General features: G+C 72.7%; 20 protein-coding genes and 3 tRNA genes. 17 read left to right on the forward strand and 6 right to left on the reverse strand.

Going from position 1 to position 23,547, the window contains the following annotated elements; genetic code table 11:
* Nucleotides 1-219: 219 nt before the first annotated feature.
* Nucleotides 220-1,494, forward strand: coding sequence for a ferredoxin reductase family protein (locus D9V36_RS30140; RefSeq protein WP_129298785.1), 1,275 nt, complete (start codon nucleotides 220-222; stop codon nucleotides 1,492-1,494).
* Between the two features lie 200 nt (nucleotides 1,495-1,694).
* Complete coding sequence (locus D9V36_RS30145) at nucleotides 1,695-1,910, forward strand: hypothetical protein (RefSeq protein WP_129296528.1); 216 nt, start codon at nucleotides 1,695-1,697, stop codon at nucleotides 1,908-1,910.
* Between the two features lie 99 nt (nucleotides 1,911-2,009).
* Here the strand turns inward: D9V36_RS30145 and D9V36_RS30150 are convergent, their stop codons facing one another.
* A complete protein-coding gene (locus D9V36_RS30150; RefSeq protein WP_129296529.1) occupies nucleotides 2,010-2,864 on the reverse strand; it encodes an aldo/keto reductase in 855 nt (284 codons plus the stop codon).
* Between the two features lie 140 nt (nucleotides 2,865-3,004).
* Here D9V36_RS30150 and D9V36_RS30155 point away from each other — a divergent pair, with 140 nt between their 5' ends.
* Nucleotides 3,005-4,033: a hypothetical protein gene (locus tag D9V36_RS30155; RefSeq protein ID WP_241721104.1), complete on the forward strand. Its 1,029-nt coding sequence runs from the start codon at nucleotides 3,005-3,007 to the stop codon at nucleotides 4,031-4,033.
* 142 nt (nucleotides 4,034-4,175) lie between these two features.
* Nucleotides 4,176-4,964 (forward strand): sulfite exporter TauE/SafE family protein, encoded by a 789-nt coding sequence (locus tag D9V36_RS30160; protein WP_129296530.1) that lies wholly within the window; start codon nucleotides 4,176-4,178, stop codon nucleotides 4,962-4,964.
* Between the two features lie 200 nt (nucleotides 4,965-5,164).
* On the opposite strand, the gene D9V36_RS30165 is transcribed toward D9V36_RS30160, so the two are convergent.
* The gene (locus tag D9V36_RS30165) at nucleotides 5,165-5,530 is read right to left on the reverse strand and encodes a cupin (RefSeq protein WP_129296531.1); all 366 of its coding nucleotides are present in this window, start codon (nucleotides 5,528-5,530) and stop codon (nucleotides 5,165-5,167) included.
* Nucleotides 5,531-5,965: 435 nt separating this feature from the next.
* Between D9V36_RS30165 and cutA the strand changes: the two genes are divergently transcribed.
* Complete coding sequence (cutA, locus tag D9V36_RS30170; RefSeq protein WP_129298787.1) at nucleotides 5,966-6,262, forward strand: divalent-cation tolerance protein CutA; 297 nt, start codon at nucleotides 5,966-5,968, stop codon at nucleotides 6,260-6,262.
* A gap of 1 nt (nucleotide 6,263) precedes the next feature.
* Nucleotides 6,264-7,298 carry a trypsin-like serine peptidase gene (locus D9V36_RS30175; protein ID WP_129296532.1) on the forward strand — a complete coding sequence of 345 codons (1,035 nt, stop codon included), beginning with the start codon at nucleotides 6,264-6,266 and terminating at the stop codon, nucleotides 7,296-7,298.
* A gap of 37 nt (nucleotides 7,299-7,335) precedes the next feature.
* On the opposite strand, the gene D9V36_RS30180 is transcribed toward D9V36_RS30175, so the two are convergent.
* Nucleotides 7,336-8,118, reverse strand: a complete 783-nt coding sequence (locus D9V36_RS30180; protein WP_431357708.1) for a SanA/YdcF family protein — start codon at nucleotides 8,116-8,118, stop codon at nucleotides 7,336-7,338.
* Nucleotides 8,119-8,342: 224 nt separating this feature from the next.
* On the opposite strand from D9V36_RS30180, the gene D9V36_RS30185 reads away from it, so the two are divergent.
* The 8 genes from D9V36_RS30185 (at nucleotide 8,343) to D9V36_RS30220 (ending at nucleotide 18,730) form a co-directional block, all read left to right on the forward strand.
* The gene (locus D9V36_RS30185) at nucleotides 8,343-8,783 is read left to right on the forward strand and encodes a gamma-glutamylcyclotransferase family protein (protein WP_129296533.1); all 441 of its coding nucleotides are present in this window, start codon (nucleotides 8,343-8,345) and stop codon (nucleotides 8,781-8,783) included.
* Nucleotides 8,784-9,047: 264 nt separating this feature from the next.
* Nucleotides 9,048-10,082: an adenosine deaminase gene (locus D9V36_RS30190; RefSeq protein ID WP_241721105.1), complete on the forward strand. Its 1,035-nt coding sequence runs from the start codon at nucleotides 9,048-9,050 to the stop codon at nucleotides 10,080-10,082.
* A 143-nt stretch (nucleotides 10,083-10,225) separates the two neighbouring features.
* Nucleotides 10,226-11,161, forward strand: coding sequence for a sirohydrochlorin chelatase (locus D9V36_RS30195; protein WP_129296534.1), 936 nt, complete (start codon nucleotides 10,226-10,228; stop codon nucleotides 11,159-11,161).
* The gene (locus D9V36_RS30200) at nucleotides 11,158-12,483 is read left to right on the forward strand and encodes a deoxyguanosinetriphosphate triphosphohydrolase (protein ID WP_129296535.1); all 1,326 of its coding nucleotides are present in this window, start codon (nucleotides 11,158-11,160) and stop codon (nucleotides 12,481-12,483) included. Before D9V36_RS30195 ends, D9V36_RS30200 begins: the two co-directional genes overlap by 4 nt.
* Nucleotides 12,484-12,725: 242 nt before the next feature.
* A complete protein-coding gene (locus tag D9V36_RS30205) occupies nucleotides 12,726-13,991 on the forward strand; it encodes an NAD(P)/FAD-dependent oxidoreductase (protein WP_129296536.1) in 1,266 nt (421 codons plus the stop codon).
* 9 nt (nucleotides 13,992-14,000) lie between these two features.
* Nucleotides 14,001-15,140, forward strand: coding sequence for a pyridoxal-phosphate dependent enzyme (locus D9V36_RS30210; RefSeq protein WP_129296537.1), 1,140 nt, complete (start codon nucleotides 14,001-14,003; stop codon nucleotides 15,138-15,140).
* A 146-nt stretch (nucleotides 15,141-15,286) separates the two neighbouring features.
* The gene (gene dnaG / locus D9V36_RS30215) at nucleotides 15,287-17,203 is read left to right on the forward strand and encodes a DNA primase (protein WP_129296538.1); all 1,917 of its coding nucleotides are present in this window, start codon (nucleotides 15,287-15,289) and stop codon (nucleotides 17,201-17,203) included.
* Nucleotides 17,204-17,422: 219 nt separating this feature from the next.
* Nucleotides 17,423-18,730 carry an RNA polymerase sigma factor gene (locus D9V36_RS30220; protein ID WP_129296539.1) on the forward strand — a complete coding sequence of 436 codons (1,308 nt, stop codon included), beginning with the start codon at nucleotides 17,423-17,425 and terminating at the stop codon, nucleotides 18,728-18,730.
* Nucleotides 18,731-19,077: 347 nt separating this feature from the next.
* Here D9V36_RS30220 and D9V36_RS30225 read toward each other — a convergent pair whose 3' ends face one another.
* Both D9V36_RS30225 and D9V36_RS30230 read right to left on the reverse strand, forming a co-directional pair.
* Nucleotides 19,078-20,559, reverse strand: coding sequence for an FGGY family carbohydrate kinase (locus D9V36_RS30225; RefSeq protein ID WP_129296540.1), 1,482 nt, complete (start codon nucleotides 20,557-20,559; stop codon nucleotides 19,078-19,080).
* A gap of 66 nt (nucleotides 20,560-20,625) precedes the next feature.
* Nucleotides 20,626-20,925, reverse strand: coding sequence for a YtxH domain-containing protein (locus D9V36_RS30230; RefSeq protein ID WP_129296541.1), 300 nt, complete (start codon nucleotides 20,923-20,925; stop codon nucleotides 20,626-20,628).
* Nucleotides 20,926-21,144: 219 nt separating this feature from the next.
* On the opposite strand from D9V36_RS30230, the gene D9V36_RS30235 reads away from it, so the two are divergent.
* From D9V36_RS30235 to D9V36_RS30245, 3 genes are all read left to right on the forward strand, one after another.
* Nucleotides 21,145-21,217 (forward strand) — tRNA-Asn (locus D9V36_RS30235).
* A gap of 5 nt (nucleotides 21,218-21,222) precedes the next feature.
* A tRNA-Asn gene (locus tag D9V36_RS30240) sits at nucleotides 21,223-21,295 on the forward strand.
* 178 nt (nucleotides 21,296-21,473) lie between these two features.
* Nucleotides 21,474-21,547: transfer RNA gene (locus D9V36_RS30245), tRNA-Ile, on the forward strand.
* A 1,167-nt stretch (nucleotides 21,548-22,714) separates the two neighbouring features.
* Here the strand turns inward: D9V36_RS30245 and D9V36_RS30250 are convergent.
* On the reverse strand, nucleotides 22,715-23,473 hold the full coding sequence (locus D9V36_RS30250; protein WP_129296542.1) for a TetR/AcrR family transcriptional regulator: 759 nt from the start codon (nucleotides 23,471-23,473) through the stop codon (nucleotides 22,715-22,717).
* Nucleotides 23,474-23,547 lie beyond the last annotated feature (74 nt).

A 23,547-nucleotide genomic window follows, 5' to 3' on the forward strand; every position in this document is an offset into this window, starting at 1 on the left:
GGCGCGCCCGGTCCTGGTGCCCCGACTCCGGGCCCCGCCGACCCACCGCCCACCCACCCGCTGTACTCGCGACTCGCCCCCCGGCATCTGCCGCCCCGGCCGGTCCGCGCGCCGCGCAGGGCGCCGGGCAGGGCACAGCGGAGGGCGCAGCGCAGGGCGCAGCGCCTGGCACCGGTGCCCGCGCCGCCGCTGCGCCTGACCCCGGCGGCGCTGCGGCGGGTGCTGGCCGGCGGTGCGGTGCTGGTCGTCGGCCTGTGGCTGGTGCAGGCCGAGCCCTCGGTGCGGCTCGATGCGCTGTTCGCCACCCTGGCCCACCTCAGCGGGCTGCTCGCGGGCTACGGAATCCTGGTGCTGCTGCTGCTGATGGCCCGGGTCCCGGCCGTCGAACACGGCGTCGGCGCCGACCGGCTGGCCCGCTGGCACGCACTCGGCGGCCGCCACGTCCTGACCCTGTGCCTCGCCCACACCGTCTTCGCGCTGTGCGGCTACGCCGCCCACACCGGTACCGACGTCCTTGACGCCGCCGTCGGCCTGATGGGCTATCCGGGCCTGGCCGCGGCCGCCGTCGGTACCGTGCTGCTTGCCGGCGTCGGCGTCACCTCGGCCCGTACGGCTCGCAGGCGGCTGCGTCATGAGACGTGGCGCGCCGTCCATCTGCTGACCTACGTGAGCGCCGCCCTCGCCTTCGCCCATCAGCTGTCCGGCCCGGATCTGGCCGGTGGCCCGGTCGCCGTCTGGCTGTGGACCCTGCTGCACACCACGGTCGGCACCCTGCTGGTCTGGTACCGCCTGGTCGTACCGGTACGCCAGGCGCTGCGGCACGGCCTGCGGGTCACCGAGGTGCGCACCGAGGGGCCGGATGTGGTCTCGGTCGTCATGCGGGGCGTGGGCCTGGACGCGCTGCGGGCCGAGCCGGGGCAGTTCTTCCGCTGGCGGTTCCTGAGCCGGCGGTTGTGGCGGACGGCCCTGCCCTTCTCGCTGTCCGCGCCGGTGCGCGATGACACCCTCCGGATCACCGTGAAGGCGTGCGGCGACCACACCCGCCGGATTCGCCGGCTGCGGCCGGGCGTACGGGTGCTGGCCACCGGCCCGTTCGGCGCGCTGACCGCACACCTGCGGACCCGGCGCAAGGTGCTGCTGCTCGCCGGCGGTGTCGGGATCACCCCGATGCGCGCGCTCTTCGAGACCCTGCCGGGCGGCCCGGGTGACCTCACTCTCCTCTACCGGGCGGGCAACGCCGCCCAGTTGGTGCTGCGCGAGGAGTTGGAGGGGATCGCCGCCGCCAGGGGCGCGGCGCTGCACTACCTCCTCGGCCCGTCCGACGGCCCCTTCGACCCGCTGGCGCCCCGGGCCCTGCGCAACCTCGTCCCTGACCTGGTGGAACACGACGTCTATCTGTGCGGCCCGCCCGGTATGTCCAGTGCCGCGGCCGCCGCCCTGGAACGGGCCGGGGTGCCGGCCGGCCGCATCCACTCCGAGGATTTCACCTTCTGAGGGCGGTGGGGCGGCCCGCCTTCCGAGGGCCGTCAGGCGCCCCGCCCGTTGCACCACGCCGCGCTCGCCCAGCAGCCGCCGCTCGTCCCACCGTCCCTGTTCGTCGCACCGTCCCTGCTCGTCCCACCGTCCCTGCTCGCCCCGCCCGCCCCTTCTCATCCCGCAGTCCCCGTTCGCCCCCTCGTAAGGAGACCGCCCCCATGGCACGACACCGCAAACCGCACACCGTCCCGACCGTCACCGTCCGGGCCCGCCGCCGGCTCGCCGCCTGTCTGCTGGGGGCGAGCGCGCTCACCGCCACCCTGGTGTCCCGGTCGGTCACTCCGGCCGCTCCGCCCGCCCCCGACCGGGCACCGGCCGGGTACAGCCTCCCGGACCGCGGTGGCGCCGTGGAACTGGTCGGGGTGGAGCGATGAGGACCGTAGGCGCCGCCTCCTCCCGCCCCGGCGTCTTTGCGGCGTGGCTACGCCAGGCGTCTTTGCGACGTGGCTACGCCGGGAGTCTTTGGCGCGTGGCTATGCCAAGGCGTCCAACTGGGCCATATCCCCGTCCGTGAGGGCGATACCGGCCGCCGCCAGGTTCTCGTCGAGGTGGGCCGGTGAGCCCGTACCGGGGGTGGGGAGCAGGACGGGGGAGCGGTGCAGCAGCCAGGCCAAGGCGATCTGGCCGGGGGTCGCGCCGTGCCGGGCGGCGACCGCGGCGACCGTGGCGAGCGCCGTGCCCGCGTCCTCGACCAGCGCGCCGTTGCCCAGCGGGGACCACGGCAGGAACGCCGTGCCCCGCTTCTCGCACAGCTCCAGGACGTCTTCCGCGGCGCGGTCCAGCAGGTTGTAGCGGTTCTGCACCGAGGCGATCGGGGCGAGCTGCTGGGCCTGTGTCAGCTCTGCCGCGCTGACGGAGTCCAGGCCGATGTGCCGGATCTTTCCCGCCTGTTGGAGCTCGGTCAGCGTGCCCAACTGGTCGGCCATCGGCACCTGCGGGTCCAGCCGGTGCAGCTGGTAGAGGTCGAGTGTGTCGGTGCGCAGCCGCCGCAGGCTCGCCTCGCACATGGCGCGCAGGTCGTCGGGGCGTCCGGCGATGTGCCAGAGGTCCGGGCCGGTACGGACCACGCCGCCCTTGGTCGCGATCACCAGACCGTCCGGATACGGATGCAGGGCGCGCGCCACCAGCTCCTCGGCCACGTCCGGGCCGTAGTTGTCGGCGGTGTCGATCAGTGTGACCCCGCGCTCGACGGCCCGGCGCAGCAGGGCGACGGAGCGCTGCGGATCGTCGTGCCGCGGCCCCCAGTAGCCGGGGCCGGCGAGCCCGCCGGTCCCGAACCCCAGCCGCCGGACAGACAGTTCCCCACCGATCGCGAAGATGTTTCCCATGGTCGCAGCCCCCTCGCCGTCGTCATCCCTCTCGCCATCGGTATCAGTATCAGCATCCGTGAGTGCCCTGCATGGGGGCCTAAGGGCTGTCCCGCGCCGTTCTTATATCCCTCTTATGACTGCACGGCACGATCGGCTTCATGGTGACCAAGCGCATTGCTGTCGGTGTCGGAGTGCTCGTGACGGTAACCCTGGCGGGTGCAGCCTGGACGGCCTCCGGGGCTCCCGCTCCGCTGTCCGACAAGGCGTCTGCATCGGCATCCGGCAACAAGGAGACGAAGAACTACCTGTACTCATCCATGGGGGATTTCGATGCACAGGTGAAACCCCTGATCGATCGCCCCGACATAGCCGGCGTGCAGTTGGTGGTGCCGTGGAAGATGATCGAGCGGAAGAAGAACCAGTACGACTTCTCGGAGATCGACCGCGTGCTGGGTGACTTGCAGTCACGCCACAAGAAGCTTTTCCTCCAGATCCAGGACCGGTTCTTCACGGCGCCCACCAGGCTCCCGGACTACCTGTTGAGCGATCCGGAGTACCGGGGTGGTGCGGCTGTGACATCGAACGAGAACGGCCTTGGGGCCGGTGAGCCCGGAGCGGTCGCAGCCCAATGGAACCCGCAGGTGCGCGGCCGTTTCCAGCAACTGCTGAAGGCGCTGGCGCAGCGGTTCGACGGTCGCCTGGCCGGGGTGAACCTTCCGGAAACCGCTACCGAGGTGGACACCAAGAAGGATCGCACTGGATACAGCGACGATTCCTACTTCAAGGCAGAACTCGCCAACATGGCCTACGGCAAGAAGGTCTTCACCAAGACGCCGTTCATCCAGTACGTAAACTTCTGGCCGGGTGAATGGAACAACAGCCGCAACTACATGAAGCGCACCTTCGAGTTCGCCAAGTCGCACGGAATCGGCCTCGGCGGACCTGACATCCTGCCGAACCGCCCGGCGCAGATGGAGAACTCGTACCCGTTCTTCAAGAAATACCGAGGGCAGCTCCCGATCGTTGCCATGGCCGTACAGGAACCCGACTTCCAGTACAAGAACCCGGAGACGAAGAAGCCGTACACCCGGCAAGAGTTCGCCGATTTCGGTACGAACACCCTGGGGGCCGACGCCATCTTCTGGGCCACCAGCGCGCCCTGGCTCCACCAGCCGGCGACTCGGTAGGCAAGGGCTCTCAGGAGTCCGGAGCGTCCGGGTGGTTCGCCATGCGAGCCGGTTCCGGGCGCGGCTACCGCCGGGGCTCCCGACGCGGCTCCCGGGCGGGAAGTCACAGCCCGGGGCAGGACGCGGTCCATAAGATCACCCGGTGCCTCCTGACATATCGCTGTTCACCGTGACCCTGCTCTGTCTGGCCGCCCTCGCGGCGGGCTGGATCGACGCCGTGGTGGGCGGCGGCGGACTGCTGCTGCTCCCCGCACTGCTGGTCGGTCTGCCGCACACGCCCACCGCGTACGTTCTCGGGACCAACAAGTCCACCGCCATCGTGGGCACCACCGCGGCCGCGGTCACCTACGTCCGCAAGACCCCGATCGATGTGCGCAACGCGCTGCGGATCGGGCTCGCCGCGATGGCCGGTTCGCTGGCCGGGGCGTTCTTCGCGGCGGGTATCCACAGCGAGGTGCTGCGCCCGCTGATCATGGCCGTGCTGCTGGGGGTGCTCGCCTTCGTCCTCTTCCGCCCGGCCTTCGGGACCGCGCCCGCGCCCTCGGGGCCGGTCTCGCGCCGACGCGTCGTGGCGGCCGTCCTCGTCGCCGGCCTGGGCATCGGCTTCTACGACGGCCTGATCGGGCCCGGGACCGGCGCGTTCCTCGTCGTCGCGCTCACCGCGATCCTGCACATGGACCTGGTCGGCTCGTCGGCCACCGCCAAGGTCGTCAATGTCTGCACCAATGTCGGCGCGCTGACGATGTTCGCGATCCAGGGCACCGTGCTGTGGCAACTCGGCGCACTGATGGCGTTGTTCAACCTCGTCGGCGGCATGGTGGGTGCCCGGATGGCCCTCAAGCGCGGCGCCGGCTTCGTACGGGGCGTCCTGGTGGTGGTCGTCGTCGCCCTGCTGTGCAAGCTGGCCTACGACCAGTGGCTGGCGGCCTGAGCCCGGCACCGGGCGCCGACGCGGTCACGGCACCGGGTGCCGGCGCGGTCCCGCGACCAGGGGCCGGCATGGTTTCGCCATCCGCCACCGCATGCCCCGGGTGGCCACCGCGCCCCACCCCGGGGTCGCCGCGCCCCCACCCCGAGGCCGCCGCGCCCTACCCCGAGGTCGCCGCGCCCTCATCCCGGGTCGCCGCGGCCCTATCCCGGGGCCCCCGCCGCGGCCGCCGTGCGGCGCTCGCTCAGCGGCACTCCCGTGACGGCCGTCAGCACCACGGCCGCGTTCTCCAGTGCCAGCAGCCCGTGCCGTTCGCGCGGGAGCATGGCGACCTGACCGGCCTTCAGCTCCGGACCGCCGCCGGGGCCGGTCAGCCGGACCCGCCCGTACAGGACGTGCAGGCTCGCTGCCGGGGGAGTGTTGTGCTCGTCCAGCTCGGTGCCCGCGGTCAGGGCGATCACGGCCTGCCGCAGCGGGCCGTCGTGCAGGAAGAGGTGTGCGCTGCGACCGTGCGCGGAGGTCCTGGCCTCGTCGAGCAGGTGACGGGCGAGTGCATCGAGATCGTCCATGAGGCCGGCCTTTCGCGTGCGGACGCGGCGGAGCTTCCTTTCCATCGTTGCCGGTGCGCCCCGGGACGCAACCGGGGGAGCGTGCCCACGGGCCGGGAGCCGCCCGGAAATGGTCGGGAGCAGCCAGGAAACCTTCGGGAGCCGCCCGGAAACCGTCGGGGGAGCCCGCCGCGGAGGGGGCGGCGTCCGGGTGCATACCGCTTCCGGGCGGGCCGGTCCCTTCCGGGATGATCATCTCGGTCCGTACGATGCGGAGCGGTTCCGTGGCCGTCGGGCGAGCCGGCTCGGCGGCGGCGCGGGGCTGCCGTCCCGTCTGTCCCGATCCTCCCGACCCCCACCGCGAAGGATGCACCTGTGGCCGACCCGACCGACCCGACCGAAGCGACCCGACCACCCGGATCCGCCCCGCAGCCGGACGCCCGGTTCCTGACCGTCATGACGACCGTCGACAGCGAGGCCAAGGCCGCGGACCTGGCCCGCGGCGCGATCGAGCAGCGAGTCGCCGCCTGTGCGCAGATCAGTGCGCCGGTGACCTCGGTGTACCGCTGGGACGACGCGATCGAGACCGGCCAGGAATGGCAGGTGCTGTTCAAGACGGCCCAGGCGCGCTACGAAGCCCTGGAGGCCTACCTCCTGCGGGCGCACGACTACGACACCCCCGAGATCATCGCCACACCGGTCACCCACGGTGGCGCCGGCTATCTGTCCTGGGTCGCGAAGGAGACGAGCTGACGTGGAACGCAACACCACTGGGCGCGGTGCGACGACGCGGCACGCGCAGAAGCGGCCGGTCCGGCGGCGCTGGATCGCGGCCGGGACCGCGGTGGCCGGCGTGGCGGCGTGCCTGACCCTCACCTCTGTGGGCCATGCCGCCCAGGACGCCCCGCACCCGGCGGCGCACGGCGACGGGTCGAGCCCCAGCCCCCGCCCCGGTGCCACCTGGTCCAGCCGGGACGCCGCCGCCTATTGGACGCCGGACCGGATGGCGGCCGCCGCACCGGCCGACCCCGGGCGCGGCACCTCGGACCGGGCCGCCCACGCCCGGTCGGCGCCCGCCACCAAGGCCGCCCCCGCCGCCAAGTCGGCCGCCACCGCGCGGCACTTCGACGGCGTGCCGTCCGTCGGCGTGCTGTTCTCCGTGGACGGGGACTCCCGCGCGCACCACTGCACCGCCAGCGTGGTGCACAGCCCGCACCGCAATCTGATCCTCACCGCCGGGCACTGCAATCCGGGCACCAAGGCGGCTTTTGTCCCGCAGTATCGTTCCGGCGCGGACAGGCAGCCGTACGGGGTGTGGGCGATCGAGGACACCTTCGCCTACCCGGGCCGTGGCACCACCGGCGCCGGGGCGGACCTCGACTTCGCCTTCGCCACCGTCGCCCCCGACGAGGACGGGCAGCCCGTCGAGGACGCCACCGGCGGCAACACCCTCTCCCCGACGCCCGGTTACACCAATGACGTCACCGTCGTCGGCTACCCGAACGTCCGTAACGACCCCCAGGACAGGGCCGTACGCTGCGCCACCCGCACCAGCCGGCTGTCCGGCACCCATGAACTGCGGATGGACTGCGGCGGGTTCTACGGCGGCACCTCCGGCAGCCCCTGGCTGGCCGACTTCGACGAGGACAGCGGGACCGGCCGGGTCATCGGCGTGATCGGCGGCCTCAACGGCGGCGGCCCCACGGGCCCGGACAGCGACCGCATCTCCTACAGCCCGTACTTCGGCGAGAAGGTCCTCAGCCTCTACGCCCGGGCGTCGCAGGCGTGATCGTGGTCTATCTGACCGTGGACTACGTGATCGTGGTCTAGGTGTGTGGTCCGGGGTGGCGGAGGGGCTGACGCAGCGCCTCCGCCACCCCCTTCTCGTGCGGCCCGAGGAAGTGCGGATCGGGCCGCAGCAGTGCGTCCGCCGCCGCCTTACCGGCCGCGAAGATCTCCCGGACACCGCCGTACGCCCAGGTCACATCGTGCTTCGCGGCCACCCCGACGCCGTACGAGTCGACCCCGGCCGCCGTACACAGCGCCAGCGCGCGCCGGATGTGGAAGCCCTGGCTGACCAGCACCGCCCGGTCGACGCCGAAGACCCGGTGCGCACGGCTGCAGGAATCCCAGGTGTCGAAGCCCGCGTAGTCGCTGACGATCTTGCGGGCCGGGACGCCGTGCCGCAGCAGATAGGCGCGCATCGCATCCGGCTCGTCGTAGTCGTCCCGGCTGTTGTCGCCGGTGACCAGGACCGCGCGGACCGTGCCCCGGTCGTACAGCGCGGCGGCCGCGTCCAGCCGGTGGGCGAGGTACGGCGACGGCGCGCCGTTCCACAGCCCCGCGCCGAAGACGATGGCGACGGGCGCGGCGGGCGCGTCCGCGACACTGCGCACCCGGGGGCCCGCCGATGCGTTCATCCAGGTCGCGGGCGCCAGCGCCAGCACGGTCAGGGCGACGACGGCCTGATAGGCGCGGCGCCGGCCACGCCGGGTCCGCGGCAGGCGTATCCGGCGTACCCGGCGTATTCCGCTCTCTGCGCGCTGCCGTACGCGTCGCCATGGGCGCCGCCCTGCGCGCCGCACCGGCCCTGCTTCCTGCCCCCGCATCCGTGCCCCCGTCTCCGATCACGCCGGTCTCCGACCACGCCGGTTTCCGACCACGCCGGTTTCCGACCACGCCCGTCGTGATCGATCTCGCAGGCTGCGACGCCTGCCGCGCCGTGTTGGTTGCGCCGGCGGCCTGGCATCGTGGCAGAGGGAGCAGGGAGCAGGGAGCAGGGAGCAGGGAGCAGGGAGCAGGGAGCACCCCGGCCCGGAGAGGAAGCACCGCCATGACCACCGAGCCCGAGCGGCTGCCGTTCTTCGTCTACGGAACGCTGCGCCCCGGCGAGGCCAACCACGCCTGGGCCCTGCGCGGCCGGACCACGGCCGAGGAACCGGCCCACATCGGTGGCGCGCTGCTCTACGACGGCCCCGGATACCCGTACGCGACGGCCGGACCCGCCGGCGCGGTGGTCCACGGCGACCTCGTCCTGCCCCGCGACACCGACTACGACGAGGTGCGCGCCACCCTGGACCGGCTGGAGGACTACGCCCCCGGCGACCCGGCGAACCTGTACGAGCGGGTGCGCACCGATGCCGTGTGCGCGGACGGCAGGACCGTACGGGCCTGGGTCTACCTGGCCGCCGACCGCCTCGCCGCCCGGCTGCGCGCCACCGGCACCCCCATCGAGGGCGGCGACTGGCCGGCGTCGAGAGCGGCGGCCGGCTGACGGCTCGGCGGCCTTCGGCGCCGGGGGTCGCCGTCCGGACGCAACCGGCGCGCGGGCAGCCAGGGCGCCGCCGCGGCACCGGTCACCGGCCCGGATAACCTGGCGACTCCTCGCCGGACGGGCCTCTTCCGGTCACCGGCCGGGACCTTGTAACCGCTGACCGCAACCTCTCCCCTACCACTACGACTTCCCGAACCGCAGAACACTTCGGAACCGCAGAACACTTCCGAACCGCAGACGAATCGCAGAACAGGTGTGACCCGCGTGGCTTCCTCCCCGTCCTCCCCGTCCTCCCCCTCCGCCGCAACCGCCCCCGCGCCGCTGCCCAAGGCCGAGCTGCATCTGCACATCGAGGGCACCCTGGAGCCCGAGCTGGCCTTCGCGCTCGCCGAGCGCAACGGCGTCGCCCTGCCGTACGCCACCGAGGACGAGCTCCGCCGCGCCTACTCCTTCGACGATCTGCAGTCGTTCCTGAACCTCTACTACGCGCTGATGGCCGTGCTGCGCACCGAGGACGACTTCGCCGACCTCGCCCACGCCTATCTCGCCCGCGCCCGGGAACAGGGCGTACGGCACGCCGAGATCTTCTTCGACCCGCAGGCGCACACCGCGCGCGGCGTCCCGATCGCGACCGTCATCAACGGCCTGGCCCGCGCGCTCGACAGCGCCCAGGAGACCTACGGCATCAGCACCCGCCTGATCATGTGCTTCCTGCGCGACGAGAGCGCCGAATCCGCCCTGGCGACCTTCGAGGCGGCCCGCCCCTTCTTCGACAAGCTCACCGCCGTCGGCCTGGACTCCGCCGAGGTGGGGCACCCGCCGTCGAAGTTCAAGGAGGTCTTCGCGCTGGCCCGGGAGGCCGGACTCAAGTGCGTGGCGCACGCGGGGGAGGAGGGGCCCCCGGCCTATGTGTGGGAGGCCCTGGACGTCCTCGGCGTGGACCGGATCGACCACGGGGTGCGCTCCCTGGAGGACGAGCGGCTGGTGGCCCGCCTGGCGGCCGAGCAGGTGCCGCTCACCGTCTGCCCGCTGTCCAACGTCCGGCTGCGGGTCATCGACGACCTCGCCGACCACCCGCTGCCCGCGATGCTGGACGCCGGGCTGCTGGTGACCGTCAACTCCGACGACCCGGCCTACTTCGGCGGCTACGCGGGCGACAACTTCACCGCCGTACGCGACGCCCTCGGCCTCGACGCCGAGACGCTGCGCACCCTCGCCCGCAACTCCTTCCGGGCCTCCTTCCTCGACGAGGCGGACCGCGCGGCGTATCTGCGCGAGGTCGACGCGCACGGGGCGTAGCAGGTCGCAGACGGGCGGCGGGGACCTGAGAGTGGGCCTGCCGCCCGTCCTCGCACCAGGGCGAGGGCCGTCGGCAGCCGGAGGGAACACGGATTTCGCCGCGGGGAAACGGCACCGCAACGCGCGCCTGCCACGCTCACGGCATGACGGCGCCGATACCGCACCCGCCCTCCGCGTTCCCCGGCCCCCTCGGCGCGGGAGACCTCGCCGCCGAGATCAGTGCACAGCTCGGCACCCGCCTCGGCCGGGTCCGGCTGCACGGCTTCCACCGCCCGGCGCCGCCGCCCCCCACCCTCGTCGCCGTGGCGCACGGCAGCCGCGACCCGCGCGCCCTGCCCACCGTCCGGGCACTGCTCGACCGGGTCCGTGCGCTGCGCCCCGGGCTGCCCGTACGGCTCGGGCACATCGAGCTGAACCGTCCGCTGCTCGCCGATACCCTCGACGAGCTGGACGGCGTGGCCGTCCTCGTCCCGCTGCTCTTCGGCCGGGGCCACCACGTCACCCACGACCTGCCCGCCGCGCTGACCGCCGCACCCCACCTGACCGGCCGGGTCGCCGCGCCCCTGGGGCCGCACACCCTCCTCGCCGAGGCGCTGCACGGCCGCCTCCTGGAGGCCGGATTCCCCGAACGCCGCTGCCCGCGCGGCGCCGTGGTCCTGGCCGCCGCCGGCTCCCGTGCCCCGCGGTCCGCCCAGGACACCGAGCGCACCGCCCGGCTGCTCTCGGCCCGCCTCGGCGGCACCCCCGTACTTCCCGCCTATGCCTCGGCCCTCCCGTCGCCCGCCACCGCCCCAGCCCGAGACGCTTCGCGTCGCCCCCCTGAGATTGCCCCCACCGTCCCCGACGCGGTCGCTGAGCTGACCGCCCGCGGCCACGACCGGATCGCCGTCGCCTCCTGCTTCACCGCCCCCGGACGCTTCGCCACCCAGTGCGCGGCCGCCGCCCCCCAGGCCGCCTCCGCACCCCTGGGCGACCACCCCGCACTGGCCCGTCTCGTCCTGCACCGCTACGACCAGGCGCTCCTCGCGCGTACCGGATCCGGCCCGGAGAGCAGCAAGGCGGCTACCGTCGCTGTATGACCGGCACCCCGACGGGCACCTCACCGAACCTCCCCGGCTACACCGCGGCCGATACCGAGCGCTGGGTTTCCGAGCCCGACAAGCGGCCGGGACGCACCGCCTTCCAGCGCGACCGCGCCCGGGTGCTGCACTCCGCCGCGCTGCGCCGGCTGGCCGGCAAGACCCAGGTCGTCACCCCCGGCGCCCACACCCCCGCCTGGGACGCCAGCCCGCGCACCCGGCTGACCCACTCCCTGGAGTGCGCCCAGGTCGGCCGGGAGCTCGGCGCCGCCCTCGGCTGCGATCCCGACCTCGTCGAGACCGCCTGCCTGGCGCACGATCTCGGCCACCCGCCCTTCGGGCACAACGGCGAGCAGACGCTCAACGAAGTCGCCGCGCCCTGCGGCGGTTTCGAGGGCAACGCCCAGTCGCTGCGGCTGCTGGCCCGTCTGGAGCCCAAGCGGTTCGTGCCCGCCGCGGACGGCTCGACGGTCAGCGTCGGGCTGAACCTCAGCCGCGCCGCCCTCGACGCGGCCACCAAGTACCCCTGGCCGCGCGGCGCCCACCCCACCGACCCCGCGTCCCCGAAATTCGGCGTCTACGAGGACGACCTGCCGGTCTTCGAGTGGTTCCGGAGGGACACACCCGCCGGTGCGCAGAGCTTCGAGGCGCAGGTCATGGACTGGTCCGACGATGTGGCCTACTCGGTGCACGACGTCGAGGACGGTCTGCACGCCGGGCACCTCGACCCCAACCTCCTGCTCGCGGACGCCGAACGCACCGAGATCTTCGCGGTCGCCGGTGAGCGCTATGCGCCCGGCGCCGGATCCGCGGAGCTGGCCGCGGCGCTGGACCGGCTGCTGGAGCAGGAGTGGTGGCCGCACGGCTACGACGGCTCCGCGCTGGCCCAGGCCCGTCTCAAGGACGCCACCAGTCAGCTGATCGGCCGCTTCTGCCTCGCCGCCGAGGCCGCGACCCGGGCCAGGTGGGGGACAGGGCGGCTCACCCGTTACGGGGCCGAACTGGTGGTTCCGGCCGAAACGCGGTGGGAATGCGCCGTTTTGAAAGCCGTCGCCGACCGGTACGTCATGCAGCGCCCCGACCAGGAAGCGCTCCGTGCCGAGCAGCGCATCGTCATCGCCGAACTGGCCGAGGTGCTGCTCGCCCGGGCCCCCGACGGCCTTGATCCGCAGTTCCGTTCACTGTTCGACGCGGCCTCCGACGACACCGCACGGATGCGCGCCGTCATCGACCAGATCGCGGCCCTGACCGACACCTCGGCCCGCTCCCTGCACGCCCGCCTCACCCGTCACCCTGGTCACGCGCCGGGCAACCGAGGGTGACCCTAGGGGGAAGCCCCTCATGCCCCGCATGCTCTTCCCCCCTCACGCTCCGTGCGGGACGCTCGAACCCGACCGCTTTCGAACGGAGCACCCTGACAACAGTGAACAGAGAACCCTGACCCACGGCGAACGGAACCCCGGCGGCACCCAGCACATCAAGAGGGAGAGCGACCGGGGGCACACAGGGGGGCGTTTACGGACGCGGACGCGGACGTACGGCACCGCAACGAGGAGGAAAACAAGTGGTCGACGCACACCAGACGTTCGTCATCGTCGGGGGTGGCCTGGCCGGCGCAAAGGCCGCGGAGACTCTCCGCGCGGAGGGATTCACCGGCCGGGTGATCCTCATCTGTGACGAGCGCGACCACCCGTACGAGCGCCCCCCGCTCTCCAAGGGGTTCCTGCTCGGCAAGGAAGAGCGCGACAGCGTGTTCGTCCACGAGCCCGCCTGGTACGCCCAGGCCCACATCGAGCTGCACCTGGGCCAGCCCGCCATCCGCCTAGACCCCGGGTCCAAAACGGTTCGCCTCGGCGACGGCACCCTGATCGCCTACGACAAGCTGCTGCTGGCCACCGGCGCCGAACCCCGCCGCCTGGACATCCCCGGCACCGGCCTGGCCGGCGTGCACCACCTGCGCCGCCTCGCCCACGCCGAACGGCTGCGCGGCGTCCTTGCCTCCCTCGGCCGGGACAACGGCCATCTGGTCATCGCCGGGGCCGGCTGGATCGGCCTGGAGGTCGCCGCCGCGGCCCGTTCCTACGGCGCCGAGGTGACCATCGTCGAGGCCGCCCCGACCCCGCTGCACGGCATCCTGGGCCCCGAACTCGGCGGCCTGTTCACCGATCTGCACCGCGAACACGGCGTCCGCTTCCACTTCGGCGCCCGCTTCACCGAGATCGTCGGGCAGGACGGCGTGGTGCTCGCGGTGCGCACCGACGACGGCGAGGAGCATCCCGCCCACGACGTGCTCGCCGCGATCGGCGCCGCCCCGCGCACCGCGCTCGCCGAACAGGCCGGGCTGGACCTCGCCGACCCGGAGGCCGGCGGCGGGGTGGCCGTCGACGCGGCGCTGCGCACCTCCGACCCGTTCATCTACGCCGCCGGGGACGTCGCCGCCGCCGATCACCCCCTGCTGGACACCCGGTTGCGGGTCGAACACTGGGCCAACGCCCTCAACGGCGGCCCGGCCGCCGCGCGCGCCATGCTCGGCCAGGACATCAGCTACGACCGCATCCCGTACTTCTTCTCCGACCAGTACGACATCGGCATGGAGTACTCCGGCTACGCCCCGCCCGGCTCCTACGAGCAGGTCGTCTGCCGCGGCGACGTCGCCAAGCGGGAGTTCATCGCCTTCTGGCTCGGCGCGGACGGCCGGCTGCTCGCGGGGATGAACGTCAACGTCTGGGACGTCGCCGAAACCATCCAGCAACTGATCCGCGGCGGGGCGCGGTTGCGGCCCGAGGCGCTGGCCGATCCGGAGGTTCCGCTGGCCTCGCTGCTCCCGTAGCGTGCGCGTATGACGCAGAACCACCACGGTTTCACCGGCTCCGGCGCTGTCCCTGACCCGGGCTCGGGTCCCGGCTCGGGCTCCGGCGCTGCCCCTGGCTCCGGCCCGGGCTCTGACCACGGCAGCTCCGGCAGTCCCAGCAGCTCCGGCGTCCCGGCCGTCACCTTCGACGACGTCCGGGACGCCGCCCGGCGGCTGGCCGGCGTGGCCCACCGCACACCGGTCCTGCGCTCCCGCACCCTGGACGCGCTGACCGGCGCCGAGGTCCACCTCAAGTGCGAGAACTTCCAGCGGGCCGGCGCCTTCAAGTTCCGCGGCGCCTACAACGCCCTCTCCCGGCTCTCCCCGCAGCAACTGGCCCGCGGGGTCGCCGCCTACTCCTCCGGCAACCACGCGCAGGCCGTCGCCCTCGCCGCCCGGGAGCTGGGCAGCCACGCCGTCATCGTGATGCCCGAGGACTCCCCGAGGTCCAAACAGGACGCCACCGCCGGATACGGCGCCGAGATCGTCACCTACGACCGGTACACCGAGGACCGCATCGCCCTCGGCCGCAAGATCGCCGAAGAGCGCGACCTCGTCCTGATCCCGCCGTACGAGCATCCGCACATCATCGCGGGCCAGGGCACCACCGCCCTGGAACTGATCGAGGAGACCGGCCCGCTCGACGCCCTGCTCGTCCCGGTCGGCGGGGGCGGCCTGATGGCCGGCGCCGCCACCGCCGCGACCGCCCTGGTCCCCGGCATCCGGATGATCGGCGTGGAGCCGGAGGCCGGCGACGACACCCGGCGCTCACTGGCCGCCGGCCACCGCGTCACCGTGCCCGTCCCGCGCACCATCGCCGACGGCCAGGCCGTCGAAACCCCCGGCGAGCTGACCTTCTCCGTCAACCGGTGGCTGCTCGACTCGGTCGCCCTGGTCAGCGACGACGAGATCCGCGCGGCCATGAAGCTGGCCTTCGAACGCCTCAAGATCGTCACCGAGCCCAGCGGCGCCACCGCCCTGGCCGCCCTGCTCGCCGGGCGCATCGACCTTCCCCCGGCGCCTGAACGGCCGGGACGGCCCGGCCGGTCCCCCCGCCCGCCCCGCGTCGGCGTGATCATCTCGGGCGGCAACGTGAGCGTCGAACGGTTCCTGGAACTACTGGGGTGAGCGGAAGCCTCCCGGCCACCCGCAGACGCATCCGGGCTACCCACGGAAGCATCCCGGCCACCCGCGGCAGCCTCCCGGCCACCCGCCGACGCCCCTCCCGACGCCTCCGGGCCAGGAGTGTCCGACCCCGGCCGTAGAATTCACGCGTGGCAGGCAGGATCAACGATGACGATGTGAAGGCGGTGCGGGACGCGGTCCCGATCGACGCCGTCGTGTCCGAATACCTCCAGCTCCGCAACGCCGGCGGCGGCAACCTGAAGGGCCTGTGCCCCTTCCACGACGAGAAGTCCCCGTCCTTCCACGTCAGCCCGGCCAAGGGGCTCTACCACTGCTTCGGCTGCCAGGAGGGCGGCGACACCGTCGACTTCATCATGAAGCTCGACCACCTCTCCTTCGCCGAGACCATCGAGCGGCTGGCCTCCCAGGCCGGTATCACCCTGCGCTACGAGGAAGGCGGCTACACCCCCGGCCGCCAGCAGGGCGAGCGCACCCGCCTGGTGGAGGCCCACAAGGCCGCCGCCCAGTTCTACGTCGAGCAGCTGGACGGCCCCGAGGCCGAGATCGCCCGCAAGTTCCTCGCCGAGCGCGGCTTCGACCAGGCCGCCGCCCAGCACTTCGGCGTCGGCTACAGCCCGGCCGGCTGGGACCACCTCACCCGCTTCCTGCGCGGCCGCCGCTTCAGCGACCAGGAGCTGGTGCTCTCCGGCCTCTCCCAGGAGGGCCGCCGCGGCCCCATCGACCGCTTCCGCGGCCGCCTGATGTGGCCGATCCGCGATATCGCCGGCGAGGTCGTCGGCTTCGGCGCCCGCAAGCTCCGCGACGACGACAACGGCCCCAAGTACCTCAACACCCCCGAGACCCCTCTCTACCGCAAGTCCCAGGTCCTCTACGGCATCGACCTCTCCAAGAAGGAGATCGCCAAGACCAACCGCGCGGTCGTCGTCGAGGGCTACACCGACGTCATGGCCTGCCATCTGGCCGGTGTCACCACCGCCATCGCCACCTGCGGCACGTCCTTCGGCGAGGGCCACATCAAGATCCTCCGCCGCCTCCTGATGGACAACGCCGGCTCCGAGGTCGTCTTCACCTTCGACGGTGACGCCGCGGGCCAGAAGGCCGCCCTGCGCGCCTTCGAGGACGACCAGAAGTTCGCCGCCGAGACCTCCATCGCCATCACCCCCGGCGGGATGGACCCCTGCGACCTGCGGCTCGCCAAGGGCGATGCGGCCGTCGCCGACCTCGTCGAGGCGCGCACCCCGCTCTTCGAGTTCGCGCTGCGCCATGTCGTCTCCCGGCACAACCTCGACACCACCGTCGGCCGCGCCGCCGCCCTCGACGAGGCCGCCCCCATCGTCGCGAACATCAAGAACAGCTCCATCCAGCACGAGTCCGCCGTCCAGCTCGCCGGCATGCTCGGCATCCTGGACACCCAGTTCGTGGTCAAGCGCGTCAGCCAGCTCGCCCGCTGGGCCCGTGAGCGCGGCCGCGAAGGCGGCCCCGACCAGGGCCGTCAGCAGCGCCGCGGCCAGCCCCCGGCCGCCGAGCAGGCCCGCCCCGCGCCCGGTCCGCGTGGCCCGGCGCTCAACCTCCGCAGCCCCGCCCACCGCGTCGAGCGCGAGCTGCTCAAGCTCGCGCTGCAGCGCCCCGACCTGGTCTCCCCGGCCTTCGACGCCTACGGCGCCGACGAGTTCACCGCCCCGCCTTACGCCGTGGTCCGCGAGTGCATCGAGGCCGCCGGCGGCGCCGCGGCCGGCGCCGCCGACAGCGCGTACGTCCCCCGGGTGCGGGAGGCCGCCCCCGACGACACCGTCCGCGCCATGGTCACCGAGCTCACCGTCGAACCGCTGCACACCCGCCGCGACCCCGACGAGGCCTACGCCGGCGTCCAGTTGGTCGCCGTCCGCCTCGCCGCCGTCAATCAGCGCGTGACCGAAATCCGCGGCACCCTCCAGCGCCTCGGCCCCCGCGCCGACCCCGAACACCTCGCCGCCGTACAGAACGAACTCTGGGTCCTCCAGCAGTACGGCCAGTCCCTGCGCGAACGCGGCTACGCCGCCTTGTAGGACGTCCTGTCGGGGGGCGTGCCGGGGCGTCCGGGGCGCTCGGTGTGCGTCTGGCGTCTTGGGGTGTCTGGGACGCCTGGGGCGCCCCGCAAGGCACCCTGCGGGCCTCCTCACACCCCCAAACACTCCCCGCGGTAGCCGTCCGGTCACGGACCGGACTCAAAAAGTGGTCGCACGCCCCTCGTGGCGGGAGTGTGTCGTACTCCACACTGAGAAGCGGTGCCTGAGTCCTCGGAGCGCGGCGGGCCCGGTCGCACCGCGCCGGAATCCCCCGCGCAACCGCTTGTGACGTACGGGACGGACAGCGGCCCGGCCGCAACCGTGCCCGACCTTTCTGCCGCCTCAGCAGCGATCACCCTGGAGGTCGCCCCCGTGCAGACCCGGACCCTCGCCGACGCGCCGCCCGCCACACCGCCGGTCACGGAACCGGACGCGGAACGGGATGCGGAACCCGACGCCGAACCGTACGCGGAATCGCCCCAGGAACCGCCCCGGGAGCCGTCCCCGGAACAGGTCCCGGAACCGCTCACCGTGCCCCAGCAGGCCGAACCGCCCGCCGCCGAAATGATCATCGAGGAGATCGTCCGGGAGCCGGCACCGCGCCCCGAGGCCGCCAGCCCGTCCGCCGATCTCTTCCGCCAGTACCTCCGCGAGATCGGCCGGATCCCGCTGCTCACCGCCGCCGAGGAGGTCGAGCTGGCCCGCCGCGTCGAGGCCGGCCTCTTCGCCGAGGAGAAGCTCACCACCACCCCCGACCTCTCCTCCCAACTCGCCCACGACCTCGACCGGTTGGTGGTGCGGGGCCGGATGGCCAAGCGCCGCCTGATCGAGGCCAACCTGCGTCTGGTGGTCTCCGTCGCCAAGCGCTATGTCGGCCGCGGGCTGACCATGCTCGACCTCGTCCAGGAGGGAAACCTCGGACTGATCCGCGCCGTCGAGAAATTCGACTACGCCCGCGGCTACAAGTTCTCCACCTACGCCACCTGGTGGATCCGCCAGGCGATGTCCCGCGCGCTGGCCGACCAGGCCCGGACCATCCGCGTCCCGGTCCATGTCGTCGAGCTGATCAACCGCGTGGTGCGGGTGCAGCGCCGGATGCTGCAGGAACGCGGCTACGAGCCCACCCCCGAGGAGGTCGCCGCCCACCTCGACCTGACCGGGGAACGCGTCAGCGAGGTGCTGAGGCTGGCCCAGGAACCGGTCTCGCTGCACGCCCCCGTCGGCGAGGAGGAGGACGTCGCGCTCGGCGACCTCATCGAGGACGGCGACGCCGCCTCACCCGTCGAATCCGCCGCGTTCCTGCTGCTCCGCGAACACCTCGACGCGGTCCTGTCCACCCTCGGCGAACGCGAACGCAAGGTCGTCCAGCTCCGCTACGGCCTCGCCGACGGCCGCCCCCGCACCCTGGAGGAGATCGGCCGGATCTTCGGCGTCACCCGCGAACGCATACGGCAGATCGAGTCCAAGACCCTCAACAAACTCCGCGACCACGCCTTCGCCGACCAACTCCGCGGCTACCTCGACTGAGGCAACACGGGCTGTGGGGCTGTGACGCCGTGGGGTCGTGGGGCTGTGGGGTCGTGGCGCCGCGAGACCGCCGGTCTGCGGGAGCACCGGGCCGCTGGGGAGCACCCGGCCGCCGGGCCGCGGGAGCACCCGACCGCTGGGCCGCAAAAGCACCGGCCGCAGGGCCACGAGCCCCCGCCCGCCGGGCCGCCAGCGCACCGCGCTGCTTGACACCCGAGGCCCGGACTACGGGACTCCCGGACTACAGGACTGCCGACTACTGGACTGCCGGACTCTCGGACTGCCGACTAGTGGACTGCCGGACCACTGGGCCCCGATCCCTGCCTTGGTCCCCCGGTCCCCCCGACTCACGCCGACCGCTGAAACGCCCCCGGATGGGCCTCATCACGCACCGTCGTGTACTGCTGGCGCACCGCCTGCCCGACCGCCAGCTCCTCACCGGGCTCGAAGACCTGGCTCGCGGCGGCCGGCCACTGCGGCGGATCGACCCATGCGGACCCGCCGCCCGCGCCCGCCTCCGCACCGGGCGCCGGGGTGAGTGTGCCGTGCGCCACCCCCCACGCCCAGGCCGCCTGCCGCGCCGCGCCCAGCGCCGCGTAGTCGGCCGGCTGCGGCACCACGACCGGCACCCCGAACAGCCCCGGCGCCACCGCCTGCACGGCACCCAGCTCGGCGGCCGCGCCCAGCAGGAACACCCGGCGCACCGCCACGCCCCGCCCGCGCAGCACATCCAGCGCGTCCGCCAGCCCGCAGAGCATGCCCTCCACGGCCGCCCGCGCCATGTGCTCCGGCTTCATGCTCTCCCGGCGCATCCCGTGCAACGACCCGGCGGTATGCGGCAGATGCGGCGTCCGCTCGCCCTCCAGATACGGCAGCAGCACCATCCCGTACGCACCGGGCGACGACTTCAGCGCCAGCTCGGACACGCCCTCCAGATCCGTCCCCAGCATCTCCGCCGCACCGCGCAGCACCCGTACGGCGTTGCTGGTGTGCACGACGGGCAGATGCCGGCCGGTCGCGTCCGCGAACGAGCTGATCGTCCCGGTCGGGTCGGCCAGCGCCTCGTGATGGATCCCGAACACCGACCCCGAGGCGCCCAGCGACACCACGGCGTCGCCCTCACCGACCCCGAGCCCGAAGGCCGCCGCCATCGTCTCGCCCGTACCCGCCGAGATCAGCAGCCCCTCCGGGGTGAACCCGGCCGTCCCCGACGGGCTCAGCACCTCCGGCAGCCGCACCTGATGGCCCAGCGCCAGCTCCACCAGATCCGGCCGGTAGGTCTCGGTCGCCGCCGACCAGAAGCCCGTCGCCGAGGCCCCGCCGCGGTCCGTCGTTCGCCGGGCGGGACGCCCCAGCAGCTGCCACGCCAGCCAGTCGTGCGGCTGCATGATCTCTGCGATCCGGGCCGCATGCGCCGGCTCCGTACGCGCCAGCCAGCGCATCTTCGTCACCGCATGCGTCGCCTGCGGCACCGCCCCGACGGCCTGCGCCCAAGCGCTGCGCCCGCCCAGCGCGTCGATCAGGTCCGCGGCCGCGCTCTGCGCCCGCTTGTCATTGCCCACCAGCGCGGGGCGTACGAGGTTGCCCTCGACGTCCAGCGGGACCAGACCGTGCGGCTGCGCGGAGACACCGATCGCCTGCACCCCTTCGAGCAGTCCCCGGCCCGCCGCCTCGCCGAGTGAGATCAGCCACGCCTGCGGATCGGCCTCGGGCCCCTTCTCGACGGGGTGCGGCGCATACCCCTGCCTGATGACGGCACCTGTGTCCGCATCGCAGACGACGATCCGTGTGCTCTCGGACGAACTGTCCAATCCGGCGACTATCCCCATGCACCCAGATGATGCCCCATACGACGCATAGGAGCAGCGTCAGGGTTTGCCGCCGGGGGACCCGGCTCAGGTATTGCTCGTGCCCCAGTCGTCCTCGTCGGGGGAACGCTGCTCACGCAGCGAGCGGACCCGCGCGCCGACCGAGCCCGGCAGCCGGTCGCCGACCTTGGCCGACACCGTCCCGAACGCCTTCGACGCCGCGTCGCGCCCGGTCAGCGCGGCGGACTCCGCGGTGTTCCTGACCGCCGGATTCTGCGTGACCCGCTGGGCGGCCTTGCGGAGCTGCTCGTACCGTTCCCGGCCGGCCCGTGCGCCGAGCACATACCCCGTGGCCAGTCCCGCGATGAACGTGAGCCGGTAGCGCATTGCTCCACCCTTCCTCTCGTCGGACCCCTCCGGTGCCGGTGCGCACCCGAGCGTCTGGCTGTGACGCGCGCCTACCCTCCGGGGCCGGAGATCACCCGAGGTGACCTGAGGCGATACCGATTGGCGGAGCACCCCCCTGCTTGCGCTAATGTATGTGTCGCAGCGAACGCGCGCCGTCCGGAGCCCCGGACTGCGGTGCATTCGAGGCACACAGAGCAATCCCCTGTAGCTCAATTGGCAGAGCAGCCGGCTGTTAACCGGCAGGTTACTGGTTCGAGTCCAGTCGGGGGAGCTCGGTCCCCTGTAGCTCAATTGGCAGAGCATTCGGCTGTTAACCGGAGGGTTACTGGTTCGAGTCCAGTCGGGGGAGCAGAGGGAAGAGGGCCCCGCAAGGGGTCCTTTTTCTTGTGCCATGGAACCGAACGACCCGTGATCGAAGTCCTCTTGGGCGTGCGTGGTCGCGCGATGGCAGCCCTCACGGGCAACAGATCGTATGAGCGGCTATGCTGCGGCAGACGGCGCGCACAAATGTGCGCGACGCGCCGTGGGGGGCGGTAGCTCAGCCGGTTAGAGCAGCGGACTCATAATCCGTCGGCCGTGGGTTCGAGTCCCACCCGCCCCACCGCAGCACCCAGGGCGAAGCCCCTTTCTACCTGGGGAAACGTCAGAACGGGGGCCACCGCCACAGCGCGGTGGCCCCCGTTCAGCCGTTCAGACCAAGATCCAGTGGACGCGCAGGGGTCACGTGGGGCCCAGGGGCCGTCGGGTCGCACAGAGGTCCGGTTCCGCATTCCCTCACCCGTTGGGGAGTTGGGAGAGCGCGCTCCCACGCGGCGGTTGCCCGGCCTGCTGACGGCTCCGTAAAGATCGCCCGCCGGTGCCGCCCAGGGCCGTTGGCCCGGGCGAGGAGGAAGCGGAGCAGAGCGAAGTGCTCGAAGTGCTCCCGTCGGGCTTCGGGTGCCTGTCGGCCGTTCAGATCCTCGCCGCGCAGGGCCTCCCGGCCCCGACTGGCGCAATGGCCGCGTATCCGCGTGAGGGCCGAGCCGGCCGCGTGCTGCTGGCCCCGGCGTCCTGTGCGCCCCCGGGCACCGGGCCGTCCGGGCGTGATTGCGCTCCGGTAGCCCAGGCGGATCCGCTGTGGCGAGCGCTGACCGCGAGGATCGCTGCCACATCGGCTCGGCGTGCGTCATCGGTGATGCCGAGTGCATGGTCCATGCCGTACGTCACCTCGCAGGGGATGTGGGGCGGAGCGGTTCGGCTTCTGTGCGGGCCGTCCCTGACGGCACGTGGGTGTAGGTGTCCGACGGAATGCGCCGGAAGGGTGCCGCGGACGTTCGGGACCAACCCCAGCGGGGCGGAGGCGATCAGCATCGTCCCGGAGCGGGACCAGCCCCGCATGCGCGGGGACCACACCTGGGACGAGCTCCGCGCGCCGCTCGCGCAGGAATCAAACCCGCACGCGCGGGCACCACTTGCGACATCGGCCCCTCCTTCGCCCGTGTCGCCTTGATCGCGGCCTCGCGCGTGGTCAGCACGTTCGCCGCGGCATCTCCCGCGTCTTCGCCTGGAGCGCTTCGACGGCTCGAACCCGCCGCCGCAGCTCTGCCGCGCTCACCGATGCTGTGCTCACCCCAGTCCCCAGTCCCCAGTCCCCAGTCGCCGCCCTGCCCGGAATCGCTGCTCATCGCGCGCACCGTAGGTGGGCACAGGTCCGCGGACGTCTCGAACCGTGGAAGACGCCGGTCTCCGGCGAGGGACGACGGCACGAGCGCCGATGTCCTGAGACTGTTCACGGCCGTGGCGGGACCAGTCCCTGCAGCAGCAGGGTGAGGGTGAAGGCGAACCGGTCGTGTCCGGTACCCGAGGTGAGCTCCCGCGCATGGGTGACGGTATGGGGGAACAGGTCGGGCGGCAGCATCCGGAGCCGCTCCTCGATCTCGGCGCGGTCGATCACACGGCCGTCGGCGTCCGCGCTCTGCCGCCGGGCGGCGGATGCCTCCAGGCAGTAGCCCGTGATGTAGAGGAAGGCCGCGTCGCTGGCCCAGGCCGCCTGTCGGGCGGGCGCGCCACTGGCGAGCAGGATCGCGAGCATCCCCTCGCCGACCCGCAGAGCTGACAGATCGGCGGGCGCCACCGTAAGAGCGGCCTGTGCGATGCCGGGGTAGCGCAGAAACTGATCGCGCAGCTGTGTGCACACGTCCATGAACTGGTCCCGCCAGCATGCGGGGTCCGGTGCGGGGAGAGTGACCTGGGAGCACAGCCTGCCGATGAGCAGGTCGCCGAGCTCCGCCCTGTTGCGCACGTGCGCGTACAACGATGCGGGGCCGGTCCCGAGCCTCGTCGCGACCATGCGCATCGTCAGGTCCTCGAAGCCGCCCGCCTCGACGGCCTGGAGAGCTGCGTCGATGATGCGCTCCACCGTGATGGGAGTCTTCTCCCGGCCGGCGGCCCGGCGCGCTCCGGTTTCCGAGGCGGTGTTCTTGGCCGAGATCAGCGCCGCCCACTGGTCCCGGGAGATTGCGTCACGCGCTGCCCGTCGTCCTGCCATGACGCCACCCTACCCGTTGACGAACAATGATCGCTGATAGAACAATGTTCGTCACAAGGTGGGAAGCGAACCAC

The organism is Streptomyces lydicus (assembly GCF_004125265.1).
In the GTDB taxonomy this organism is placed as follows: domain Bacteria; phylum Actinomycetota; class Actinomycetes; order Streptomycetales; family Streptomycetaceae; genus Streptomyces; species Streptomyces lydicus_C.

What these genes read in the sequence shown, in the direction of transcription:
- D9V36_RS30225 (WP_129296540.1), bottom strand. Translation starts at nt 20,559, where the DNA reads ATGGGGATAGTCGCCGGATTGGACAGTTCGTCCGAGAGCACACGGATC.
- D9V36_RS30155 (WP_241721104.1), top strand. Translation starts at nt 3,005, where the DNA reads ATGGTGACCAAGCGCATTGCTGTCGGTGTCGGAGTGCTCGTGACGGTA.
- D9V36_RS30180 (WP_431357708.1), bottom strand. Translation starts at nt 8,118, where the DNA reads ATGCGGGGGCAGGAAGCAGGGCCGGTGCGGCGCGCAGGGCGGCGCCCA.
- D9V36_RS30195 (WP_129296534.1), top strand. Translation starts at nt 10,226, where the DNA reads ATGACGGCGCCGATACCGCACCCGCCCTCCGCGTTCCCCGGCCCCCTC.
- D9V36_RS30185 (WP_129296533.1), top strand. Translation starts at nt 8,343, where the DNA reads ATGACCACCGAGCCCGAGCGGCTGCCGTTCTTCGTCTACGGAACGCTG.
- D9V36_RS30145 (WP_129296528.1), top strand. Translation starts at nt 1,695, where the DNA reads ATGGCACGACACCGCAAACCGCACACCGTCCCGACCGTCACCGTCCGG.
- D9V36_RS30200 (WP_129296535.1), top strand. Translation starts at nt 11,158, where the DNA reads ATGACCGGCACCCCGACGGGCACCTCACCGAACCTCCCCGGCTACACC.
- D9V36_RS30230 (WP_129296541.1), bottom strand. Translation starts at nt 20,925, where the DNA reads ATGCGCTACCGGCTCACGTTCATCGCGGGACTGGCCACGGGGTATGTG.
- D9V36_RS30250 (WP_129296542.1), bottom strand. Translation starts at nt 23,473, where the DNA reads ATGGCAGGACGACGGGCAGCGCGTGACGCAATCTCCCGGGACCAGTGG.
- cutA (WP_129298787.1), top strand. Translation starts at nt 5,966, where the DNA reads ATGACGACCGTCGACAGCGAGGCCAAGGCCGCGGACCTGGCCCGCGGC.
- D9V36_RS30210 (WP_129296537.1), top strand. Translation starts at nt 14,001, where the DNA reads ATGACGCAGAACCACCACGGTTTCACCGGCTCCGGCGCTGTCCCTGAC.
- D9V36_RS30165 (WP_129296531.1), bottom strand. Translation starts at nt 5,530, where the DNA reads ATGGACGATCTCGATGCACTCGCCCGTCACCTGCTCGACGAGGCCAGG.
- D9V36_RS30150 (WP_129296529.1), bottom strand. Translation starts at nt 2,864, where the DNA reads ATGGGAAACATCTTCGCGATCGGTGGGGAACTGTCTGTCCGGCGGCTG.